This is a genomic window from Membranihabitans maritimus (assembly GCF_021729145.1).
GTDB classification, from domain to species: domain Bacteria; phylum Bacteroidota; class Bacteroidia; order Chitinophagales; family Saprospiraceae; genus Membranihabitans; species Membranihabitans maritimus.
The window spans coordinates 8477-29762 of the sequence record NZ_JAJSLW010000016.1; the positions used below are offsets into that span (position 1 = coordinate 8477).

A 21286-nucleotide genomic window follows, 5' to 3' on the forward strand; every position below is an offset into this window, starting at 1 on the left:
TGAGAATGCTTCAAAGCGTCAAATCAGAGACCTTCAAGGTTGGAGCAACGTTCCCTGGAAGGGAATTCAGGAACTGCAGATGGGAATGGAAACCCCTATGGACCAGCCCTGAAGGGGCTGAATATGGGTACCCCCGGGTGTTGAACCCGGGGTAAGTAAGAAACGACTTAGAAGTTCTGGCGTGTGTTTTTGCGTTTTGCAATGCCCAAGGCATCACTTCGTGGAAACCATGACAGAACGGGAATGTGCAGTTCAAAACAAAAAACCTTGAAGGTCTTGCATGTAAGGAAGGTAAAGACTAATGAAATTCTGAGAATGCTTCAAAGCGTCAAATCAGAGACCTTCAAGGTTGGAGCAACGTTCCCTGGAAGGGAATTCAGGAACTGCTTATGACCTGTGTTTGCTGAGTCCACGACGGACCGGTGAAAGCAGGTATAAGCGGAGTTTTCCGGTCAAAGGACCGGAGAGAGATTCCCGGTGGCCGGAGGGCGACCGATTCCTGAATATCGTCTTTACCCGAGTCATCGGTGAAGACCAAGGGTGCTAAATGCACGCTTGATGAGGGAACATCGCCTTCCACGGCGAGGGTGGGCAGGCATTCCAGGTTGGACAGCCCCGTACCGGGTAATTTGGGCTCACCCACAAAGTGATCCCTTGGGACAATCCTAGCCATCACATAAGCTGATGCCCGGCTTAGCGATCCCATTACATCCAAAAAGATCTCCCCTTCCTTCACACCGGATATAAAGCTCGTACAGGCATGTCGTATTCCATAAAGATCAACGATCGTCTTAAATGAATTCGGGAGAAATTCAGCAAAATAATCCCGTGCCATTTCAATATCACGCAAGAAGGCTTTCATGAACTTGTCATGGAGATTGCGGATTATTTTTTGGACATATTAATAAAGCTAATAAATTTTCCGGAAGACGGGAAGGAATGAGAGAACATCAAATACAGGTCCGGATTGTCATCCTATACTTTCGGAAATGTAGGTCCTTCCACACATACCGTCTTTTGATACTTTATATATTTGTGGAATCTCCCTTAAAAAAGAGTTGAGCGTTAACAACCATCCGGAATAACCTGTCCCGGACTCGCTTCGGGATTGGGGTTCCGAGTGTATGGATCAGGTGGCTGCCAGCTTCCTCGAATTCGCTACTTGCCCGGCAGGATTCCCTGTACGGAATGCCTTATAGCATAATTTAGTGTCTTCCCCTTGCCGCAAAGCAATCGCGGGAAAGCAGAGCGGCTGACACGTTGACTTTTATCATTTATGTAACATAGTAGTTGTATTCACTACATTTATTGGGATATACCTGACGAAAAATGCCCGAATGAAGAGATATTTTCATTCTGAAATTAATTACATGCATACTAAAGCAAAACAGAAATGCATTCAGAGGTATGAAAAAATCACTACTCCCGTCTGTTTTGTCGATAAGGCTTTAATTCGTTCCATAGATGGAGAAACCTTCATGGACACCTTTGAACGATTAGGAGCTACCGTCCATTCGAGAACACTAATCACCATTATAGCCCTATATCTGGGTAAGGAGGGAGAAAGATACACGTATAAATAAATACGTGGCAGGAATAACAACATTTACTATCCAAACATATGGATGTTTGAACAAAGCATAGTTGGACGTTTGAACAAAGTCTGACAACATAAGACTATATACATTTGTCTCAACAAAATAATGTAAAAATGGTACGAATGAATAACAACGGAGCTTTACAGAAGCCGATAGGTTCTGGCTTCAACGGAAAATCAACTTCAACAGAAGTAATCAAAACTGTCGACCTTACAGGGAAAATCGCCATTGTTACCGGAGGCAGCACCGGAATAGGATTGGAAACGGTAAAAACACTCGCTACAGCAGGGGCAAGGGTGATCGTTCCAGCCAGGAACATTGAAAAAGCCCAAACAAACCTACAAGGAATTAGCAATGTAGAAATAGAAGAAATGGATTTGATGAATCATAATTCCATTGACGCATTTGCGAAAAAGTTTTTATCTTCGGACAGGCCTTTGCACCTACTCATCAACAATGCAGGAATTATGTGGGTCCCATTACGCCGATGCAGCCGTGGAATCGAATCACAATTCGCCGTCAACTATTTGGCACAATTTCAACTAACAGCCAACTTATGGACTGCATTAAAAAAAGCCAAAGGAGCAAGAATTGTAAATGTTTCTTCACAAGGACATCAATTCGCACCACTCAATTTTGATGACCCGAATTTTGAAAATCGTGAATATGAAACATTAAAAGGGTATGGACAATCAAAAACGGCCGTCAATCTGTTTTCACTTGAATTAGACAACCGTGCAAAAAAGTTTGGCGTGAGAGTATATTCATTGCATCCAGGGTCTATTGGCGGAACAGAATTGGCAAGAGAAGCACCGTTGGAATTGTTTATACAAATGGGGTTTTGTGATGAAAATGGAAAAATGTTGCCAGCCGTAGCCGATTCACTCAAAACCATTCCCCAGGGTGCATCTACTACAATTTGGTGTGCGACAAGTCCGTTACTAAACAACATAGGCGGTGTGTATTGTGAAGACAACGACATAGCCGAATTGCATTTAGGACAAGATTTTTCAACCGGGGTAAAACCCTATTCGGTGGACGAAACAAATGCAAAGCGCCTGTGGGCATTAAGCGAAAAAATGACAGGCATATCCTTTCAACCTAATTGAGATTTGTACATTTACAATTACATAACCCTATGGATTTTCAACTAAAATACATAACAGACGACATAAAACTTTCTCACTACGAAGACAAGTTGTTTAAAACAGAAGTTGTATTTGACCACCATATGCTTGTGTGGTTCATTTCGGGCGAAACAAAAATAATTCAAGCTGACCAAAACTATTTGTTCCGGGCAGGGGATATTTTCCTCATACCAAGAAATCAGCTGGCAACAATCATCAATTATCCAAAAGACGGACTACCGCACAAATCGGTAGTAATGCACCTGACTATTGACAAATTACGTGCATTTTATTCTGACCTGGATGTAAAGCCTACCGTTTCCGCAACCCAAAAGATCCGAAGTTTCTGTAAACATCCATTATTGGAAAGCTGCCTTGCTTCACTCATGCCCTATTTTGACATACAGGACCAATTTCCTGCAAATATTGCTTCACTAAAAATACAAGAAGCTATTACAATTATAAGAACGATTGACAAAAACATTGACAGCATTTTAGCCAACTTTGAAGAACCACATAAAATTGAATTATCATGTTTTATGGAAAAGAATTATATGTTTAATATGCCACTGGAAAAGTTTGCTTACCTGACCGGTCGTAGTTTGACAACGTTTAAACGTGACTTTCAACGAATTTACAACAACACACCACGACGTTGGCTAACTCAAAAACGTCTCGAGTCAGCATATTACCAACTTGCTGAAAAAAACAAAAGGCCTGTTGAAGTGTATTTGGAAACAGGATTTGAAAACTTATCGCATTTTTCGTACGCTTTTAAAAAGCATTTTAGACTGACGCCGACAGAACTGGTTACCAGGCATACCAAGCGTTAACCAGGTAGAAGCCCATAGCGGAGATCGTGCATTATGTTTGTCTTTTTGGGGAAAGCTTCTGAAAGATATCGCATGTTAAGCGACATTAGTGCATGGAGGTAATAATATGTGTCCATTTCATAAGAAGCTAGGAATTCAAATGAGGGATGTAATCTGTGCTAGTCATACCCTCCTTCCATCCATTGAAATATAAAGGATTTTCAGGTATCAAAATCATGAAATCACTTATTCACGAGCGCTTCGTATTTCAACGTTTCCCGAAGCACCTTTCAAGCGGGAGATAATATTTATAACCATCCGGAATAACCTGTCCCGGACTCGCTTCGGGATAGGGGTTCCGAGTGTATGGATCAGGTGGCTGCCACCTTCCTCGACTTCGCTGCTTGCCCGGCAGGATTCCCTGTACGGAATGCCTTATAGCATAATTTAGTGTCTGCCTCTTGCCGCAAAGCAATCGCGGGAAAGCAGAGCGGCTGACACGTTGACTTTTATAATTTATGTAACATAGTAGTTGTATTCACTACATTTATTGGGATATACCTGACGAAAAATTCCTGAACGGAGGGATATTTACATTCTGAAATTATTTACATGCATACTAAAGCTAAACAGAAATGTATCAGGGGCATAAGACTTTAGCTAGTTCCATAGATAGAAAAACCTTCAAGGACACCTTTGAACGATTAGGAGCTACCGTCCATTCGAGAACGATCATTCCCACTACCACCCCACATTGAAATAATGAGGAACAAAGGCACGTTAGTAAACATGTTGTGGTGCATTAAGACAAATCCGATACATGATAGATTCTAGACAAAATACATTGAATGAATTCCACAAAACAACAGCAACATTACTACAGCTATTACTTTCATTATCCGAAGAGCAATTAAACTTTCAACCAAAAAACGGGTGGTCAGCGGGACAATTTGGAGAGCATTTATGTAAATCATATGCATTTGTTGAAACACTAGAAGGAAAAACAAAAAAAACAGAACGTCCAATTGACCAGAAAATGGAACCGATTAAAATCCTTTTCTCTGATACTTCCATTCAAATGGAAGCCCCTTCGGCCATACTGCCTTCTTCCGGGAAAATCGTCAAAAATGATTTAATACAATGCCTGAAAGATAGGATCGAACAGATCAAACAGGTCATACAAACAAAAGATCTATCTTTGACCTGTACGGACTTCTCAATTCCGGAGTATGGAGAATTCACAAGATTCGAATGGATATGGTTTAATATTTACCATACCCAAAGGCACATTTATCAATTAGAAAATATGATAGCATCCAATAACATGATAGCTACCAAACGCAAATGATAAGCCCGGGCATGATCCAACCATATTTTACTTGATACCAAACAGGCGATAAATAGCCCCTGGAAAAGCTCCTTGATGACAAATTTGAATTCAGAAGTCCCCTCGACATGTATCGAGACCACTCATCCTATATGGAAATGAAAGTCGGGCAAGTCATTATTGTGAATGTACAATATGGAAACCTATCTGAGAATGTAAATGGATTTATTGTTAAAGGGTAGCGAATAAAAATATTAGTTTCCATTAACAGAATAAAAAATGATACCAAACCCTATAGTTTAAAGCCATACTATCAGAGCATTTAATTAAAAGAGTAAAACGTGAATAACCATCCTGTCTACCTCGTAAAAGCGCTACTAACCTGCATATATCCCGGCAGAATGAAGAAATCTGCCTGGATGTTTCCTCTTGATAGTTTCTGAGTCTATTAGAGGATAAGTCTGTCCCGTCATTCGGGAGATTTTCCCTGTCTTTTCGGGGTTTTTGTTAATTGCAAGTCCAGGTTTTGTGTGTTCCCGGCATACACTTCTACTTCCATTTCAGTATTAAACTAACTTGAACTTGACGCATAATTGATTATGACATTATTTTATCGAAAAATGCAATGCCCAAGGCATCTGGCAAAGTCATCCCTATGAGGACTTCGTGGAAATCAATACAAGAATCATCGTTTTACCTTGATTTCCACACTGGGTTGGCACCCAGCGTTAATTATATTTCGCTTCCCGACAATTTCATGCCGGGACAGGCACTTAAGAGCTCTTATTTTCTCTATCATAGAAATCACGTTAGCATATATATCACCCCGGACCCTTTACTGAGATTACCAGATTACTGTAGCGCCGGATGATCCCGGTTAAATTCAAAAATAATTTTATTTTGTTGTCGAATATACTATATTTGCAACAACAAAATAATTTTTATAATGAGAAGATTAGAATTCGTATCTATTCAAGTTAGGGATTTACAAGCCTCAACAGCGTTTTACACTCAAAAACTGGGGTTTGAACTTTCAGAAATGAAAAACCCGGAAGCAACGGTATTCCAATTCAATAAAGGAGAAGCGAGCTTTGCGATCAGAACCCCAATTGGGAATATTGAAGATCAAGAACTCGGAAACGGCGTTTCGGTGTGGTTTGCCATCCATGAAAAAATGGAGGACTTGAAAGTTCGACTACAACAAAACGAGGTAAATATTTTGGGGGAAGTTATGCAAACACCTTTTGGCAAAGCTTTGCACGTAAAAGATCCGGACGGCTACAAAATCACATTTTTTGAACCAATCAATAGTTGAAAATGAAAAACAGAAAAACAAAATATTGGGTAATCGTTGCTTCAAAAGACCATGTAAAAAAAGGAATTGCCGAAGGAATCGCTCAAGCCTGTCATGGGAAATCATCTCCTTTGCATAGAATGAGAAAGGGGGATTTCGTCGTTTATTATTCGGGCAAACAATATTTTGGTAAACCCGAAAAATGCCAGGAATTTACAGCCATAGGAAAAGTGAAAGATGAGGAAATTTATTCTTTCCAAATGACTAAGGATTTTTGTCCTTTCAGAAGGAACATTACTTTTTTTGAAAGTAAGGACATCTCCATTTTGCCATTAATTAACCATTTAGAATGTATAAAGAACAAAAAATATTGGGGATATCCCTTTCGTTTTGGTTTCTTTGAAATTATCAAATCCGATTTCGAATTAATATCAACCCAAATGCTGGAAAACACCTATGCCTGAAAAAATAGAATTTAAGTTTAAAAGCCCAAATGAAAGTCCAGGCTATTTGTTGGCACATCTTAATTTACTGTGGCAACGTAAGCAAAAGAAAACGTTAGACCCATTAAATCTCACACATACACAATTTGTGCTTTTGGCGTCTTTAGGTTGGCTTTTAAGAGAAAATGAATTGGTCACCCAGGTTGATATAGCCAATCAAGGGAATGCGGACAGAATGATGGTTTCCAAGGTTTTGAGGACATTGGAGAACAAGAAATTTATCAAAAGACAAGAACATCCGACCGATACGAGGGCGAAAATTATAAATCTCACAGAAGAAGGTGCCAAAATTCTACAAAAGGCACTTATAGAAGTGGAAAATTCAGATATCGAATTTTTCTCTGTCATGGGAAATAACCTCGATCCATTCATTAAAAATATGATTGAATTGACATCAAAAAATCAAGACGAATACAATCCCTTAGACTAATAGGGAATAAAAAATTAGGGGGCTAATTGCTTCATTCAAAATGATTTCAGTACATTTAATGACAGGAACAAACCCAAAGATCATTGTTGGAATCCCGCTATTTACCCCATCCTAAAATATTTCAGGTACGCTCAATAAAATCAAAATTTACACATTAAGTACAATCAAAGAAACAGAATAGATACAACCTTCGCCATAAAATGTCTTCGAGAATTGAATTTAAAACTGTAAAATAATATTTCAAAAAAAGGAGTTCAGACGATATAAACGGAAAAGTTTGCATGTAAGGCATGGAGTTTTATATAGTATAATGAAAGGAGGAAGGTGCCTATGCTTCCGATATAAGCGAGTTAGAAAAGCGTAAAATAAATCAACGATGAAAAAAATCATTTTTGGAATAATCGTGTTAATATTTGCTTCCTGTACCGAAAAAAAAGAAGCTGCCTTTTCTTTAACAGGAACGACAATAGGAATTGAAAATGGGACCTTTCTATATCTCGATTATGAGAATGAAGTATTTGATTCAACAAAAGTAGAAAATAACTCTTTTACTTTTACTTCTGTGCTACCGGCCTCACCTGCAAAGCTTTGGCTTCATACCAAAGATTTTTCCACTTACAGACCGTTTTGGGCAGAGAATAAACCCATGAATTTTGTAGCTGTTGATGCAAACTTTAAAAATGCGAACATAACGGGTTCTGAAATTGAATCACTAAGCCAGACTTTATATCAATATACCGATTCCCTACCAAGACAAGAACGTATTAAAAAAGAAATGGAATTTGTAAAAAAGCACCCAAATAGTATAATCAGTGCCCATATTTTGTCTGTTTACGCAACTACCTGGGGTAGAGAAAAGACGCTAGAACTGTATGAACCATTTTCATTAGAAAACAAAAGAACAGATTACGGTCAGCATATCGGAAGATATATTGCGCTTAACAAAGAACCAAAAATTGGCGATCAATTTGTAGATTTTGAATCCGAAAACCCAATGGGAGAAGTAAAGAAATTATCGGAGTTAACAGGAAATATCATACTCCTTGAATTCTGGGCATCCTGGTGTGGACCTTGCCGACAGGAAAATCCGAATCTTGTAAAAACCTATCAGGAATTCAGCCCGCAAGGATTTGAAATATTTGCCGTATCATTAGACGAAAATAAAGAAAGTTGGATAGGCGCTATTGAAAAAGACAACCTAATCTGGGAACACGTAAGTGATTTGAAAGGCAGCAGCAATGAGGCATCCTTAATATATGGAATTAACGGAATACCCGACAACTTTTTATTAGCTGAAGATGGAACCATAATCGGACGTAATCTGAGAGGAGAAAAACTAAATGAAAAATTAGAAGAGCTATTGAACTAGGACCCGTCAACTATATTAGCATAAAGTAATTGCCTGGCTCCCTGCTGCTTCTGAAAATTCCACTGGCATTCTCCACTCAATGCTTACTTGTACCAGGTCCACTTCTACCCTATCCCTCATACCGCTCACACAAATTCTTAAATTCACAATACTGGCATTTCATTATATTTTCCGTCTGGGAAAAAGGAATGGCAGGATTCAGCATTTGTTGCAGGAGAATTATCAACTTTTCTTCAAATCGCTGGAATTCATCGGTGGAGATGACCGTATTATTCCTATCTACATTCAAAGCTTTCACTAGCCCCTCTTGTTTCAGGGCGTAGTGACAGGCTTCCATCAATTCATACCCTTCATTTTTATGTAATAAATACGCATATATCAATAACTGGATAGTGTGCTTATTCGCCTTCTCCCCAAAAAGGTCTTCCCAATGGACGGTCGCCAGTTCGGTCTTACCCGATTTGTAATCCACCACCCGTACGGTACCTTCTACGGAATCTACGCGGTCGATAAACCCCTTGAGCTTGATGGCACCCACTTCTGGAATGGGAATGTGGGTTTCCAACCTATTTTCCAAAGACAGGATGGACATTCCCTGCATACCGGAATCCGCTTCAATGACTTTCTTCACACTGGCGATTACAATGGCCATCTGCAATCCATGGATTCCCTTATCCGATGCCCGGTTCTTTTCCGAAAATTGTAAATGCTCACGGTAAATATGTTCTACCAAATCCTCCGGAACGTTTTTCAGGCCATTAAAATCAATGGAATCCCGCCCCACAAACGGCTCGTATAATTTCTGCAAAACCGCATGGAAAACAAGACCAAAATCCCGGGCCGATAATTCTTCGTCAACCGTATCGTCTTCCCTGATCCCCAATACATGCTTATACGCAAAACGAAACGGGCATTCTACGTAATCCACCAGGGAAGTAGAGGAAAGCCCATTGTCGACCAAAAAATGACGTAGCTTCGAAAGAATATATGCATCTTTTTTGATCACTTTGTCCTTACTTTCCCGGAACCCGGCCGTAAATCCGATGGACCGAACAGTAACATCTATCCCGAGGTTGCCGTATTTTATCTGTTGGATAAACCGGCTTACACCTTTCGCTCCCATAATATCTTCCCCGCTACTATATAGCAAGGTGACCTTCTCCGCATTCAGGACCGAAGACCAGAAATAATACGATTGGGAGACCAGGTTTTCCCGCTGCCCCGGCAATTGGTAATGCTTCCGTATACTGTAAGGGATCATAGACTGGTAATGGCCGGCGGGCCACACGCCTTCATTGAGCCCGAGCAAAAATAACCGGGTAAAGGACAGGTTCTGCATTTCCAATTGTCCCAATATCTGCAATCCCTGCATAGGCTCTCCCCTGAAGGGTACGGAAGCATTCAGGAAGTATTCGGTAATGAGCCGGGACAAAAACCCAAAGGATATATCCGTTCCTAATTTCAGGAGCACGTCTTCCAACCGGGTCAACCGGTCGATGGCATAATACAAAATCTCGGCCTGAAAAGCATCTTCGATTTCGGATACAATCCGTTCAAATAAGCTCTTTACTTTGTGAAAGAACAATTCGGTCTTTTCTTCCGGCGAAAAGAGCTCATCAAACAAGGGATCAAGTGCGCGCAATGCTTCCAGGTTCACATATATACCATCCTGGGAGGGAAGAGTGATCTTTTTTGACCGGACATATTGTATACTATAATAATGGGATAGAATCTTATTTATCTGGTTGTGTTTTATAAAATTTCCCGAGTCCCCAATTTCTTCCCACAATGCAATTAACCAGTCCAGAAAGGAATAGGCCGGGCTATGGATCAGGGGAAATCCCATCGATATATTGACAGCCTTGACCTCATCTGGGATCGAATTCATTAGCGATTCCATAATGACCGGATCGGGAAGAACCAGCGCCATCCGCTCAGACAACTCCGAAGGGGAATGACCTGCCAGTATCTGGCCACAAGCTTTTACCTGGGCAACAGCCGATGGTGCCTCAATAATTTCAATTTTCGGTTTTCCGGGTTCTGAGCTACGAGGTAATGTCTGACCGTATTTTTCCATACCTTTTTTGACAAATTCACCCCCTTCTATGAATGCCGAAAAAAGTATGGGGTGTTCATTCCAGTAAAAATGGGTGTCCGCATGGGCTACCAGGATATCAAAAATAGCTTCCTGACAGGGGGTCAGGGTGCTAAAACCTATACAGTGGATTCCCTGATGATTCGACTGGAAGTTCTTCCGGATGGACCGGAGGTAATTTTTATATATCATTCCCCTGTATCCCGATTCCCTTTCTTCCAACTTCCGGTTAAAATTTTTATATACCCCCAACAGGTGGTCCCAATTGAATACAAATTTCTCCTGGAGTTCAGACGTTTCCCCACTAAGGATCGTATCCCATATTCCTGCTACCGCATTTTCCCTTTCTTCAATATTGCGCACCTGGGAAACCGTCTGAAAAACATCATCCGGATGCTGCAAACTAAAATCTACATCCTCGAAATCATCAAGGATCACTTTCCCCAGGGGGTAAAAATTTTCAAACGACCCCCTGGTAAATTTTGTTTCCAGTGCCGACTGGTACAATAATTCAATAAGGGTCAATTCATCCATAGATAATAATCCCGAGGCTGTCCCTATCCATTCATCCAGGGTATATCCGTCAGGGATCCAGATCGGTTTCCCCGCTTTTTTGACCAATTCACGGTTGAAAAATAGCATGGACCTTCGCGTAGGGAACAAAAACAATTGTTGGTCGATGTCCCGGTTATATACATTCCAAATATGGGTGGCGGTTTTTTCTAAAAATGACATTGCTTCGTTCTGTTAATCATAAAATAACTTCCTCTACCTGGCGGTCTTCGATATAAATAATATACCCCCGAACTTTCTTCGATACCATATCGGACAGAATCTCCATATAATTACGGACCTGGTTGACATATTTCTTGTTCTGAAGCCCGGTTTTGTAATCAATCACCAATAAATTGAATTCATCTTCCTGCACCCGGTCGGGCCTGAATTCCTTGCCGTTGGGCAGCATGACAGTTTTTTCATTGTATACTTTCCATCGTTTGTCATAAAAATGGGCTACTTCCCGGGAATGGATAAAATCGGACATTTCCTTTTTCCAGAAGCCGGCTTCCCGCTCATTCACGACCCCTTCGATAACCGCTTTGTGGACCCCGTGCTCCAGATCCTCTGCCGTCTTGATGTATTGAAGTATTTCGTGAATGAGCCGTCCCCGCATTATAGATTCTGATGTTAATCTTTTGTAGTGACCGAAAAACGCCAGCGGTAGCTCGGTATCACGATGCTGGAAATGATCCAGGAGAAATGACCCTTCGTTTTGGGAATGGCTGCCAGGTAAAGAGGCCTCCTTTTCAGGCAACAAGCCCTGGCTATAGGAAGTAGAATAAATATCCGGAAAGGAGGAGGCAAAGAAACTCAATGTGTTTTTGATCGGCTTTTTATTTGATTTCTTTCCTTTTTTCCCGGATGTTCCTTTCTCTGACAACAGGATGTACAACCCTTTTTTGGCCCGGGTCATAGCCACATATGTCATATTGAGATTGTCCATCACATTCATACAATATTCCCGGAAATACTCATCCTGGAAATAGGATCCCTCCAGATCCGAGGTATATCTGATAGGCATAGGCCCCGCTTTTTCCAGTACTTCTTCCCGGTCGGATTCCAACCAAAGAATCGTAGTGGCATTAGGAACTTCAATATCCCAATTACCAAATGGCATTAACACAATATCGAATTCCAGGCCCTTGGATTTGTGTATTGTCAATAAATTGATGGCGTCCGGTTGTTCCCCTGATTGAATGGTTTTATCTTTTATATTAATGGTCCATTCCTCGATAAAACCAAGGGTATCCTGCCCAAACTTGCCTTCAAAAGCTTTGACTTCTTCCAAAAAATAGATAAGGTAGGAATGCTCGTCGGGATAATCGTTGATGCCAATATAATTCGCTATCGTTTCAAAAAACTGATACAATTGGTCCAAAGGAGTATCCAGGATAAAGGTAATTTCTTCTTCTTCGCGCACGGCTCCGGGCTGGAAATATTCAGGGGCAGCTTCATTATCCCAGGCCCTTCCACCCAATTTAAACAAATGCGAATAAAAAGTCTGGATATTTACGGACCGATGGATTCCCGACTTTATTTTTAATGCTGCCACCAATGCCTGGACCACCGAAGAATTCTCAATTTTTAGTGAACTCGATGATGAAAATTTGTACATACTATTTCCGGCACCTTTTTCATTGAGGAATTCACCAATTACCTTTTCTTCTTTTTTTCCACGGCACAAAATACCGATCTCGCTCCCACCATAGCCCTGTTCACTCAATTCCAACAGGGTATGATCCAGCCATTCCAGGATCTGGTTTTGTTGATCTTCTTTATTCTCAAATGTCAAATACTCTATTTGTACTTTCCCACCGGGCACCTCATCCGACGGTACATTCTGATGGCCATCCCTGTAGATCTCAGCCGGTGCTTCGGCGATCTCCTTCCACCCGGTTTCAGGGCTTAAATCAATATCGCGGGCAAAATTCTCCAGTTGTGTACTGATCCACCGGGATGATTTTTCAAAAAAAGTATTATTGAGATCCACTACATTCCGGTAACTCCGGTAATTTTTATCGAGGTTGGTAGTCGTCCCATATTCCCAGGTACCCTTCTTTTCCGGGTTATTGTACATCTCTTGCAACCGAGGAATTTCGCTGTGCATTAAGGTCCAGTCCCCATCCCGGAAGCGGTATATAGATTGTTTGATATCTCCTACTACCAGGTTCGGATATCCTTCCGACAGACTGTTTTGCACCAGTGGAAGGAGGTTTTGCCACTGTATATTCGATGTATCCTGGAACTCATCAATCATAATGGATTTAAAGCGATGTCCCATCTTTTCAAAGATAATGGGGGCATCTGCTGCCGACAATTTGCGGACGAGGGTTACATTTATTTCAGACAGTGGAATTAAATTATTTTCTTCACAATATTTCCTGATATAATAATCGACCGACCCGAGAATCAAAAAAGAAGAGTAATTGGACTTTATCGCTAAAAAGGATCTATAGCGAACGACATCTCTTTCAACAAATTCTACAAATTTATTTAATACCCGGTGTAATTCATTTTGTACAGGACCTACCTTTTGGGGACCTACTGTATCCTTTTTGGTAAACCACTTATCCGGGTCCAAAGAGTCATTCATAAACCGTTTACTCTTTTCCAGGTCAATAATGGATTCCTTGGTCAAAGCAGCGTTCGCAAACGATGACCGGCCATAGCTAAATTCCCCGGGCGTCATATCCACTTGTTCCAATAATCCGGCAATTTCACCCTGGAAAGCCATAATTTTGGTATCGATTTGATGGATCTTTTGTATAAGATTTTCATAGAAGTCGGTCACACCGGGCACCATTGCTATTTGATTTCCCAGACTCAGATAATTATCCTTGAATAGTTCCTGGCCCAGTAATTCAATAACACCCTTGGGGTTAATACCTTTACTTTCACCGATATTATCTTGCATTATCCAACGGAGCAAATCAAATAAAGGATCATCAATCTTCAATGAATCCAATAAACTGGCCGAAGCTTTACTTATTAAATAGGAGGTATTCAAGAATATGTCCCGCGCTTTTTCATCCAGTAAATCCAGGGCAATCGATCTGTACAAGCCGGTAAAGAAACTGTCAATCGTACTTATTTTGAAATGATCATAATTGGATAGTATCTCCTTCAAAAGCTGTTGGCATCGGCTTTGAACCATCTCCTTATCCATTTTCAATTCACTTGTAAAATAGGCGATGTAATTGCTATTTTGTGTGTTATAGGCAAGGCTGTACAATTCCGTCAGGATCCGGTTTTTCATTTCAGCGGTTGCCTTATTGGTAAAGGTTATTGCCAGGATATTCTTAACCTTTAATTTCAAGGTATTGTCCCCCCTTCTGAATTGGTCGCTTATGCAATATTCGATAAAGGTTCGGGTCAGGGTATAGGTTTTGCCCGATCCTGCAGAAGCTCTAATTATATTTAGCGGCATAAAGGGGATTTAATATATATCATCAAAATTGCTAATGTAAATATCTAAATTTATCCTGAATTTTTAAATCTTTCTATAGGGCCATGGTATTGGACTGCAAGATCGCACCTGCAGCACGAAATCCATCCATTTCTACCCATAGCGCGTACCTCTGGCACACGGATTATTTTCGTTGACCCTTTTTCTATTTATTCCGGAAAGATATTCAACCCCTTCAGGGTTGTTTTCTACTTTATACGATAGCCCCGCATTTCATACGGGGCTATGCAGATTCAATCCCTTCAGGATTAGAGACGTTTTTTTACCTACAATGCGCACCTACGGCACGCGGATTATTTTTGTGGAACATTCTTCTACCCATAGGGTGTACCTATGGCACATGGATTATTTTTGCTGACCTTTTTCTACTTATTCCGGAAAGATATTCAACCCCTTCAGGGTTGTTTACAACTTTATACGATAGCCCCGCATTTCATACGGGGCTATGTAGATTCAATCCCTTCAGGATTGGGGACGTTTTTTTACCCACAGGGCGCACCTACGGAACACGGATTATTCTCGTTGGACATTCTTCTACCCATAGGGTGTACCGATGGCACGCATATCTATCCATGGCCACCTTTTCTGCCTGGCTGGATTTCCCATATATGTTTTTTTTATGTGCACAGGATAGGGAGGGCGCACCTTAGAGAATTTGAACGATAGGAAATCTGTCCCGTGAGGGACAAGGCGTGGGTAAAATGGCAATCCCTTTTTCTCCTTACGCATTTCCAAAGACCCCGGTGGGGTCTGAATATGTTAGAATCATTGATCAGCTCTATCCCTGACCCTGGAAGGGTCATAGTATGATCGAAAGGTCTAAGCCCCTGCCCCACCACTCGGCTCCGGGGCATGGTCCTTCCTCCTGATGATTACAACCTCTTTTCACGTTGCCTGCTCAATACAAATTATATCTACCTATCTTCAGGAAATCATCCTTTGATTTTCATTCTTGAATACAACATATCTAATGCTGCGATAGGGTATTGAAAAGATCTACCTTTATATGGTTCCTCTGGCACACGTTCATTCTCTTTGCCCCTTTTTCTACTTATTCCGGAAAGATATTCAACCCCTTCAGGGTTGTTTTCTACTTTATACGATAGCCCCGCATTTCATACGGGGCTATGTAGATTCAATCCCTTCAGGATTGGGGACGTTTTTTTACCTACAGGGCGCACCTACGGAACACGGATTATTCTCGTTGGACATTCTTCTACCCATAGGGTGTACCGATGGCACACGGATTATTTTATGGAATTTAATTCTACCCACACGGTGTTCCTACGGCACACGATCATTCTCGTTGACCCCTTTTTACCCATAGGGCGTACCTACGGCACGCGGATTATTCTCGTTTGACATTCTTCTACCCATAGGGCGTACCTCTGGCACATGGATTATTTTTGCTGACCTTTTTCTATTTATTCCGGAAAGATATTCAACCCCTTCAGGGTTGTTTACAACTTTATACGATAGCCCCGCATTTCATACGGGGCTATGTAGATTCAATCCCTTCAGGATTGGGGACGTTTTTTTACCCACAGGGCGCACCTACGGAACACGGATTATTCTCGTTGGACATTCTCCTACCAATAGGGCGTACCGATGGCACGCTTATCTATCCTTGGCCACCTTTTCTGCCTGGCTGGATTTCCCATATATGTTTTTTTTATGTGCACAGGATAGGGAGGGCGCACCTGATAAAAATTGGACCATATGAAATCTGTCCCAGCAGGGACAAAGCATAGGTAAAAAATTGGCTATCCCTTTTCTCCTTACGCATTTCCAAAGACCCCGGTGGGTAGTGTGTCCAATTTGTTGTTCCGAGAAATAAGGATATCTGGGTATTACACATTAATAAAATACAATATTTATAACAAGTTGATTTTTGTATTATTGCTCCTAAATTTAAAACAAGAGAGCCATGATAAAAAAAACTAAAATGGAAGAAGAAAATGCCCGCTTAAAAAAAGCACTATCGAAGGCAAACAAGGAGAACAAAAAATTAGCTCAGCGATTAGAGAAGGCCAAAGCCCAAACCGGACAACTTCGCAAAGAATTAAAAAAAAACGACGTTCGGAAAGTCGGACTGACCAAAGAACCAAAACAATTACTTTGGAACCGATCAAAAGATATGAATATTCCGAATTGATGGTTCGATTAAGTACGACGCTGTATACCCGTATTCATTGCGGATTTCGTCAAGTCGTTAAAATGATGGAAGTGATCAATGAGGCCTTCGATGGTGTTTTAGGCAAAGTTCCGTGTCATACGACCATTGAAAACTGGGTCAAGAAGTGCGGATTAAAAGTTTATGAAACCGCCGGGACGGAGTGGCAAGATACGGAGTATGCCCAGATGGTAGATGAAAGTATGATGATCGGCAGCGAGAAATTATTACTGACCCTGGGTGTTCCGGCCGCCCATTCGGAACGACCTTTGAGGTGTACCGATGTACAGATTCTGGATATGGCCGTAGCAGCGAGCTGGAATGGGGAAAATATAAGCGAACACCTCCAAACAGCGGCACATAGAGTGGGGCATGCCCCACTCTATGTGATCAGTGATAATGCCTCGGTGATGAACAAAGGGATTCGGTGTTCCGGCTTCCCGCAGCAACGAGACATCAGTCATTCCTTAGGGATGTTATTAGAAAGAGTTTATAAGAATGCGAATGATTTCAAAGCGTATCTCAAGCTGATGACGGAGCCTAAATTTAAACACAATATGAAGAAAATAGCTTATCTACTCCCCCCTCGCCAACGAACCGTAGCCCGGTTTATGAATCTTTCCGAATGGGTCAACTGGTCTTCTCGATTGCTTCGTAATTACCATACGCTATCCGTAGAAGAACGAGCTGTATTCGCTTTCGTGCCTCAAAATGCATCTCTCATAGACGAGTTATCAGAAGTCATACAATGCGTAAACCAAATAGAGTTCTTATGCAAACATAAAGGCTTTTCATCCGAAACCGTGGGTGCATGCCGGCAAAAAATCAGGCAGTGTCTTTTGAGGGGCAACTCCAGAATGATTCGATTGGGCGAATCCATATGGCGCTTCCTTACCGAGGAAGAAAAGGTTCTGTCCCCCCATATAGCCCATAATAACTCATCAGATATTATCGAATCGCTCTTTGGCCAATATAAGGCCCGCAAATCATTCAATAAGTTAAATGGGGTTACGCCATTTATCTTGTTTTTGCCCATTTACACCCAATTAAACGGTCCGATTCCAAACAAGCTCTTTGATTTTAAAGAAGCTTTAGAAGAAAAACGCATGGAGCATTTAGAACTATGGAAGAAAGATCACCTCTCTCCTAATTTGGCTCAATTGCGAAACCAATGTTTGAAAAAATCAGCTTGAAAATCGGAACATGATATTGCACACCCTATCCGGTGGGGTCTGAATATGTTAGAATCATTGATCAGCTCTATCCCTAACCCTGGATGGGTCACAGTATGATCTAAAGGTCTAAGACCCTGCCCCACCTACTCGGATCCAGGGCATGGTTCTTCCTCTGACAATTACAACCTCTTTTTACGTTGCCTGCACAATACAAATTATATCTGCCTATCTTCAGGAAATCATCCTTTGATTTTCATTCGTGAATAAAACATATCTAATGCTGCGATAGGGTTTTGAAAACATACCGATCATCATGTTGTATTTCCCGGCAGCAGGAAATGAACTATTATTCGTTCCTCTGCGTTTACACGGTAATAAATGCAATTTCATGCCAACGCTAAAAAAGATATTTCTTATTGTCCCCCTGGTATTATTCGCTGTAGGAGTAGCTATGGCACAGGAAGAAAATCAATCATCTTCTGAGAAAAAAGAATTGAGAGATTTGAAATACGCTGTCAAATTCAACAAATACAACTATTTCGACTTTCAAAATCTTGATACCCGGAAAAATAATTCTATAATGTTTGCCAAAAAATCGGTGGAAACCCCCATATTTTGTCGCATTGAAGACAAAATAAATGAAGGAAACCAATTACAATGTTTATTCCGCCTGGGATCGGTTCCGTATAATAATTACCTCGAACAAAAAGGAGACCGGCAACGTCTTTTATTAGAGCAAATCCAATAAACTGGAAACACCAACATACCGGTGGCTGGTATACCCTTCTCCGAATTCTACTCCAATTTGCCTGCCCAACGATCGTGCCCGTCCCTCAATCTGGGCAAAAAAGTCTTGATTGGTCAACGGTGAATCCAATTCTTTGCTGTCAGGATCATAAAACTGTGACTTAAAGGCTTTAATCGCCTCCATTTTTCTTTCAAAAGTATCCGAAATATCCACTACAAAATCGGGTTCAATAATATAATCCTGGATAAAGTGATAAATCACGTCCGGACGCCAGCGACTTTGAAGTTCCCCATCCACATAGGTCTTCACAGAAGCCAAACCAGACAAAAACCACGCATCATACACCAACTTCGCAGCCCGACCGTGATCCGGATGCCGGTCTCTGATGGCGTTTGTTATTAATATCTTTGGCTGGCCACTCCGGATAAATTTAACAATTTCGAGTTTTTCTTCTTCATCGCCTTTAAAAAAACCATCCTTGAAACCGGCATTTTCTCTAAAATCCACCCCCATAATCTTTCCGGCCTTGTCAGCTTCGCTCAACCGCAATTCAGGTGTCCCCCGGGTACCTAATTCACCCTGGGTAAGATCTACGATCCCTACACTTCCCCCCTGGTCAATATGTGAAATCAGGGTTCCGGCAGCACATAATTCAATATCATCCGGATGTACGCCAATTGCTAAAATATCAACTTTATTCATTTCTCTTTCTTGTTACTGAAGGTAAACCTTAAAACACCCATTTTGGTTTGCCATAAATATATTTATTTCAAAACAAATTATAATTATCCGGCAAAGCTTATAAATTTGCAGCGAGATACTATCAATAGAAGTTCCTTCTTTATCCTGATTCATACACCTGACCCCGAATCCACGATCTGTTAAGGGAATCCAAATCACTCCTATCCATTCCGTATTTGATCGGATGACTTGAGTAAAAGGAATTACCCCGACCATACTGACATTTCAAAACCAGTGAATTAAGAAGATATTCCTGAGCGTTTTCCGGGCCAATCCCGACTCGAAAAATATTCTTGGAAATCAAAATCAAATAACATTATTGCTATTATATGCTGATATAACTTTTTATTTTGAAGTCCTTATAATAACGAAACTAACTAAATGGATATAAATATACCTTTCATCCCCTGGGCATTAGCCGGACTTCAAATCGATATTACCATATATCTGTTGGTTGCATTTGTCATTTTAATGCTGAGTTTTGCACTCAAGCAAATAAAGCAACCTTATATTCTCGCCTATATGATGTGCGGTATTGTATTGGGTCCTAGCGGGACGGAATCCGTAACGAATCTGGAAATGGTACAAAATGTAGGGGATATTGGATTAATTATCCTCATGTTTTTTATTGGAATGGAAATTTCCCTGCCCAATTTTATACGCAAATGGCGGATAGCGGTATTGGGAACCGGGCTTCAAATGATCCTGAGTATTGTGTTGTGTGGGATTTTAGGTATGATCTTCCATTGGTCAATTTATATAATTTTATTTCTGGGATTTATTATCGCATTTAGTAGTTCTGCGGTGGTTATTAAAATGATTGAAGACCATCCAAAAATTAAAAAATTTGTGGGAAAAAACGTAATTATTATCCTTCTTACCCAGGATATACTATTCGTCCCTATTCTTATATTCCTTAGTAATATTGCCGGAAACGGAATAAGTAATAGTATAATTCTGATGCAGGTAACCGGAGGTATTTTATTGCTTTCCATATTGTTGTATGTTTTGTGGAAGGGAGAAATAAAACTTCCTTTTTCCCGTCAATTGGAAAATGATCATGAACTTCAGGTGTTTGCGGGTCTTTTTATGTGTTTCGGACTGGCTTTCCTTACCGACTTTTTCCATTTATCAGCTGCCCTGGGTGCATTTGTCGGCGGAATCATAGTCCACTCCAGTAAGAGCACGGAATGGCTTCACGATAGTTTGCATTCTTTCCGGGTAGTATTGGTTGCCGTATTTTTTATTTCCATAGGAATATTAATAGATATCAACTTTTTAGTGGAGAACTGGAGTACCGTCCTGATCCTTGTCCTTTTTGTTTTTATAACCAACCACGGAATAAATACCCTTTCCCTAAGGTCTTTGGGGAATTCCAGGAGCCAATCTATATACGGCGGCGGATTACTGGCTCAAATCGGGGAACTCAGTTTTATCCTGGCTTCAGAAGGCCGTGCGTCAGGGGTGTTATCTATGGAAAATTACAACCTGACTATTTTGATAATTTCAGTGACGATCTTCCTAAGCCCCTTTTGGATACTCCTCACTAAGTCCATGATTACCCGCTATTCCAAAGATCCTAATATAAAATACTGGATGGAATAAGTAATTCTAACCATATTTAGTTCCCCCGATAGGATTTCACAGTGTGCCGTAGATATTGACAGTAGGTATAAAGTGGATATGATTGCTAAATACCATGCCTTAGGTACGGAATATGTAGAGAATGTACGATGGATTTGAGTGGATATAATGTTTTATTTTTCATTTGTAACCACAACAGACCTTCCCATTTTTCCCAAAATCGAATGCAAAGAACCTGTCAATTGAAAACAACTATCAAAACGCCCCCAATTTTATTATTCGTTTG

16 protein-coding genes are annotated in these 21286 nt (G+C 40.8%); 12 read left to right on the top strand and 4 right to left on the bottom strand.

All coding sequences use genetic code 11. The annotated features are described in order from the left end of the window. Nucleotides 1-376 precede the first annotated feature (376 nt). The gene (locus tag LVD47_RS17240; RefSeq protein ID WP_439652031.1) at nt 377-889 is read right to left on the bottom strand and encodes an Rpn family recombination-promoting nuclease/putative transposase; all 513 of its coding nucleotides are present in this window, start codon (nt 887-889) and stop codon (nt 377-379) included. Nucleotides 890-1337: 448 nt separating this feature from the next. Between LVD47_RS17240 and LVD47_RS17245 the strand changes: the two genes are divergently transcribed. The 8 genes from LVD47_RS17245 (at nt 1338) to LVD47_RS17280 (ending at nt 8460) form a co-directional block, all read left to right on the top strand. Next, the gene (locus LVD47_RS17245; protein ID WP_236979162.1) at nt 1338-1583 is read left to right on the top strand and encodes a hypothetical protein; all 246 of its coding nucleotides are present in this window, start codon (nt 1338-1340) and stop codon (nt 1581-1583) included. A 128-nt stretch (nt 1584-1711) separates the two neighbouring features. Beyond that, a complete protein-coding gene (locus tag LVD47_RS17250) occupies nt 1712-2707 on the top strand; it encodes an SDR family NAD(P)-dependent oxidoreductase (protein ID WP_369427819.1) in 996 nt (331 codons plus the stop codon). A 29-nt stretch (nt 2708-2736) separates the two neighbouring features. Continuing rightward, complete coding sequence (locus LVD47_RS17255) at nt 2737-3558, top strand: AraC family transcriptional regulator (protein WP_236979165.1); 822 nt, start codon at nt 2737-2739, stop codon at nt 3556-3558. Nucleotides 3559-4357: 799 nt separating this feature from the next. Then, the gene (locus LVD47_RS17260) at nt 4358-4885 is read left to right on the top strand and encodes a DinB family protein (protein WP_236979166.1); all 528 of its coding nucleotides are present in this window, start codon (nt 4358-4360) and stop codon (nt 4883-4885) included. Between the two features lie 925 nt (nt 4886-5810). Then, nucleotides 5811-6179, top strand: coding sequence for a VOC family protein (locus tag LVD47_RS17265; RefSeq protein ID WP_236979168.1), 369 nt, complete (start codon nt 5811-5813; stop codon nt 6177-6179). Nucleotides 6180-6181: 2 nt separating this feature from the next. Beyond that, the gene (locus LVD47_RS17270) at nt 6182-6622 is read left to right on the top strand and encodes an EVE domain-containing protein (RefSeq protein WP_236979169.1); all 441 of its coding nucleotides are present in this window, start codon (nt 6182-6184) and stop codon (nt 6620-6622) included. Next, nucleotides 6615-7091: a MarR family winged helix-turn-helix transcriptional regulator gene (locus tag LVD47_RS17275; RefSeq protein ID WP_236979170.1), complete on the top strand. Its 477-nt coding sequence runs from the start codon at nt 6615-6617 to the stop codon at nt 7089-7091. The genes LVD47_RS17270 and LVD47_RS17275 overlap by 8 nt, the downstream gene beginning before the upstream one ends. A 376-nt stretch (nt 7092-7467) precedes the next feature. Then, nucleotides 7468-8460, top strand: coding sequence for a TlpA disulfide reductase family protein (locus LVD47_RS17280; protein ID WP_236979172.1), 993 nt, complete (start codon nt 7468-7470; stop codon nt 8458-8460). 109 nt (nt 8461-8569) lie between these two features. Here LVD47_RS17280 and LVD47_RS17285 read toward each other — a convergent pair whose 3' ends face one another. Further along, complete coding sequence (locus tag LVD47_RS17285; protein ID WP_236979174.1) at nt 8570-11290, bottom strand: PD-(D/E)XK nuclease family protein; 2721 nt, start codon at nt 11288-11290, stop codon at nt 8570-8572. A 16-nt stretch (nt 11291-11306) separates the two neighbouring features. After that, on the bottom strand, nt 11307-14540 hold the full coding sequence (locus LVD47_RS17290; RefSeq protein ID WP_236979176.1) for a UvrD-helicase domain-containing protein: 3234 nt from the start codon (nt 14538-14540) through the stop codon (nt 11307-11309). Nucleotides 14541-16506: 1966 nt separating this feature from the next. On the opposite strand from LVD47_RS17290, the gene LVD47_RS17295 reads away from it, so the two are divergent. From LVD47_RS17295 to LVD47_RS17305, 3 genes are all read left to right on the top strand, one after another. Continuing rightward, nucleotides 16507-16734, top strand: coding sequence for a hypothetical protein (locus tag LVD47_RS17295; RefSeq protein ID WP_236979178.1), 228 nt, complete (start codon nt 16507-16509; stop codon nt 16732-16734). Further along, nucleotides 16698-17945 (top strand): hypothetical protein, encoded by a 1248-nt coding sequence (locus LVD47_RS17300; RefSeq protein ID WP_236979180.1) that lies wholly within the window; start codon nt 16698-16700, stop codon nt 17943-17945. Before LVD47_RS17295 ends, LVD47_RS17300 begins: the two co-directional genes overlap by 37 nt. 370 nt (nt 17946-18315) lie before the next feature. Next, nucleotides 18316-18675: a hypothetical protein gene (locus LVD47_RS17305; RefSeq protein WP_236979182.1), complete on the top strand. Its 360-nt coding sequence runs from the start codon at nt 18316-18318 to the stop codon at nt 18673-18675. Here the strand turns inward: LVD47_RS17305 and bshB1 are convergent. Beyond that, the gene (gene bshB1 / locus LVD47_RS17310) at nt 18658-19377 is read right to left on the bottom strand and encodes a bacillithiol biosynthesis deacetylase BshB1 (protein WP_236979183.1); all 720 of its coding nucleotides are present in this window, start codon (nt 19375-19377) and stop codon (nt 18658-18660) included. The genes LVD47_RS17305 and bshB1 overlap by 18 nt on opposite strands. 420 nt (nt 19378-19797) lie before the next feature. Between bshB1 and LVD47_RS17315 the strand changes: the two genes are divergently transcribed. After that, the gene (locus LVD47_RS17315; RefSeq protein WP_236979184.1) at nt 19798-21021 is read left to right on the top strand and encodes a cation:proton antiporter domain-containing protein; all 1224 of its coding nucleotides are present in this window, start codon (nt 19798-19800) and stop codon (nt 21019-21021) included. The last annotated feature ends 265 nt before the right edge of the window (nt 21022-21286 follow it).

What these genes read in the sequence shown, in the direction of transcription:
- LVD47_RS17245 (WP_236979162.1), top strand. Translation starts at nt 1,338, where the DNA reads ATGAAGAGATATTTTCATTCTGAAATTAATTACATGCATACTAAAGCA.
- LVD47_RS17250 (WP_369427819.1), top strand. Translation starts at nt 1,712, where the DNA reads ATGGTACGAATGAATAACAACGGAGCTTTACAGAAGCCGATAGGTTCT.
- LVD47_RS17255 (WP_236979165.1), top strand. Translation starts at nt 2,737, where the DNA reads ATGGATTTTCAACTAAAATACATAACAGACGACATAAAACTTTCTCAC.
- LVD47_RS17260 (WP_236979166.1), top strand. Translation starts at nt 4,358, where the DNA reads ATGATAGATTCTAGACAAAATACATTGAATGAATTCCACAAAACAACA.
- LVD47_RS17265 (WP_236979168.1), top strand. Translation starts at nt 5,811, where the DNA reads ATGAGAAGATTAGAATTCGTATCTATTCAAGTTAGGGATTTACAAGCC.
- LVD47_RS17270 (WP_236979169.1), top strand. Translation starts at nt 6,182, where the DNA reads ATGAAAAACAGAAAAACAAAATATTGGGTAATCGTTGCTTCAAAAGAC.
- LVD47_RS17275 (WP_236979170.1), top strand. Translation starts at nt 6,615, where the DNA reads ATGCCTGAAAAAATAGAATTTAAGTTTAAAAGCCCAAATGAAAGTCCA.
- LVD47_RS17280 (WP_236979172.1), top strand. Translation starts at nt 7,468, where the DNA reads ATGAAAAAAATCATTTTTGGAATAATCGTGTTAATATTTGCTTCCTGT.
- LVD47_RS17285 (WP_236979174.1), bottom strand. Translation starts at nt 11,290, where the DNA reads ATGTCATTTTTAGAAAAAACCGCCACCCATATTTGGAATGTATATAAC.
- LVD47_RS17290 (WP_236979176.1), bottom strand. Translation starts at nt 14,540, where the DNA reads ATGCCGCTAAATATAATTAGAGCTTCTGCAGGATCGGGCAAAACCTAT.
- LVD47_RS17295 (WP_236979178.1), top strand. Translation starts at nt 16,507, where the DNA reads ATGATAAAAAAAACTAAAATGGAAGAAGAAAATGCCCGCTTAAAAAAA.
- LVD47_RS17305 (WP_236979182.1), top strand. Translation starts at nt 18,316, where the DNA reads ATGCCAACGCTAAAAAAGATATTTCTTATTGTCCCCCTGGTATTATTC.
- bshB1 (WP_236979183.1), bottom strand. Translation starts at nt 19,377, where the DNA reads ATGAATAAAGTTGATATTTTAGCAATTGGCGTACATCCGGATGATATT.
- LVD47_RS17315 (WP_236979184.1), top strand. Translation starts at nt 19,798, where the DNA reads ATGGATATAAATATACCTTTCATCCCCTGGGCATTAGCCGGACTTCAA.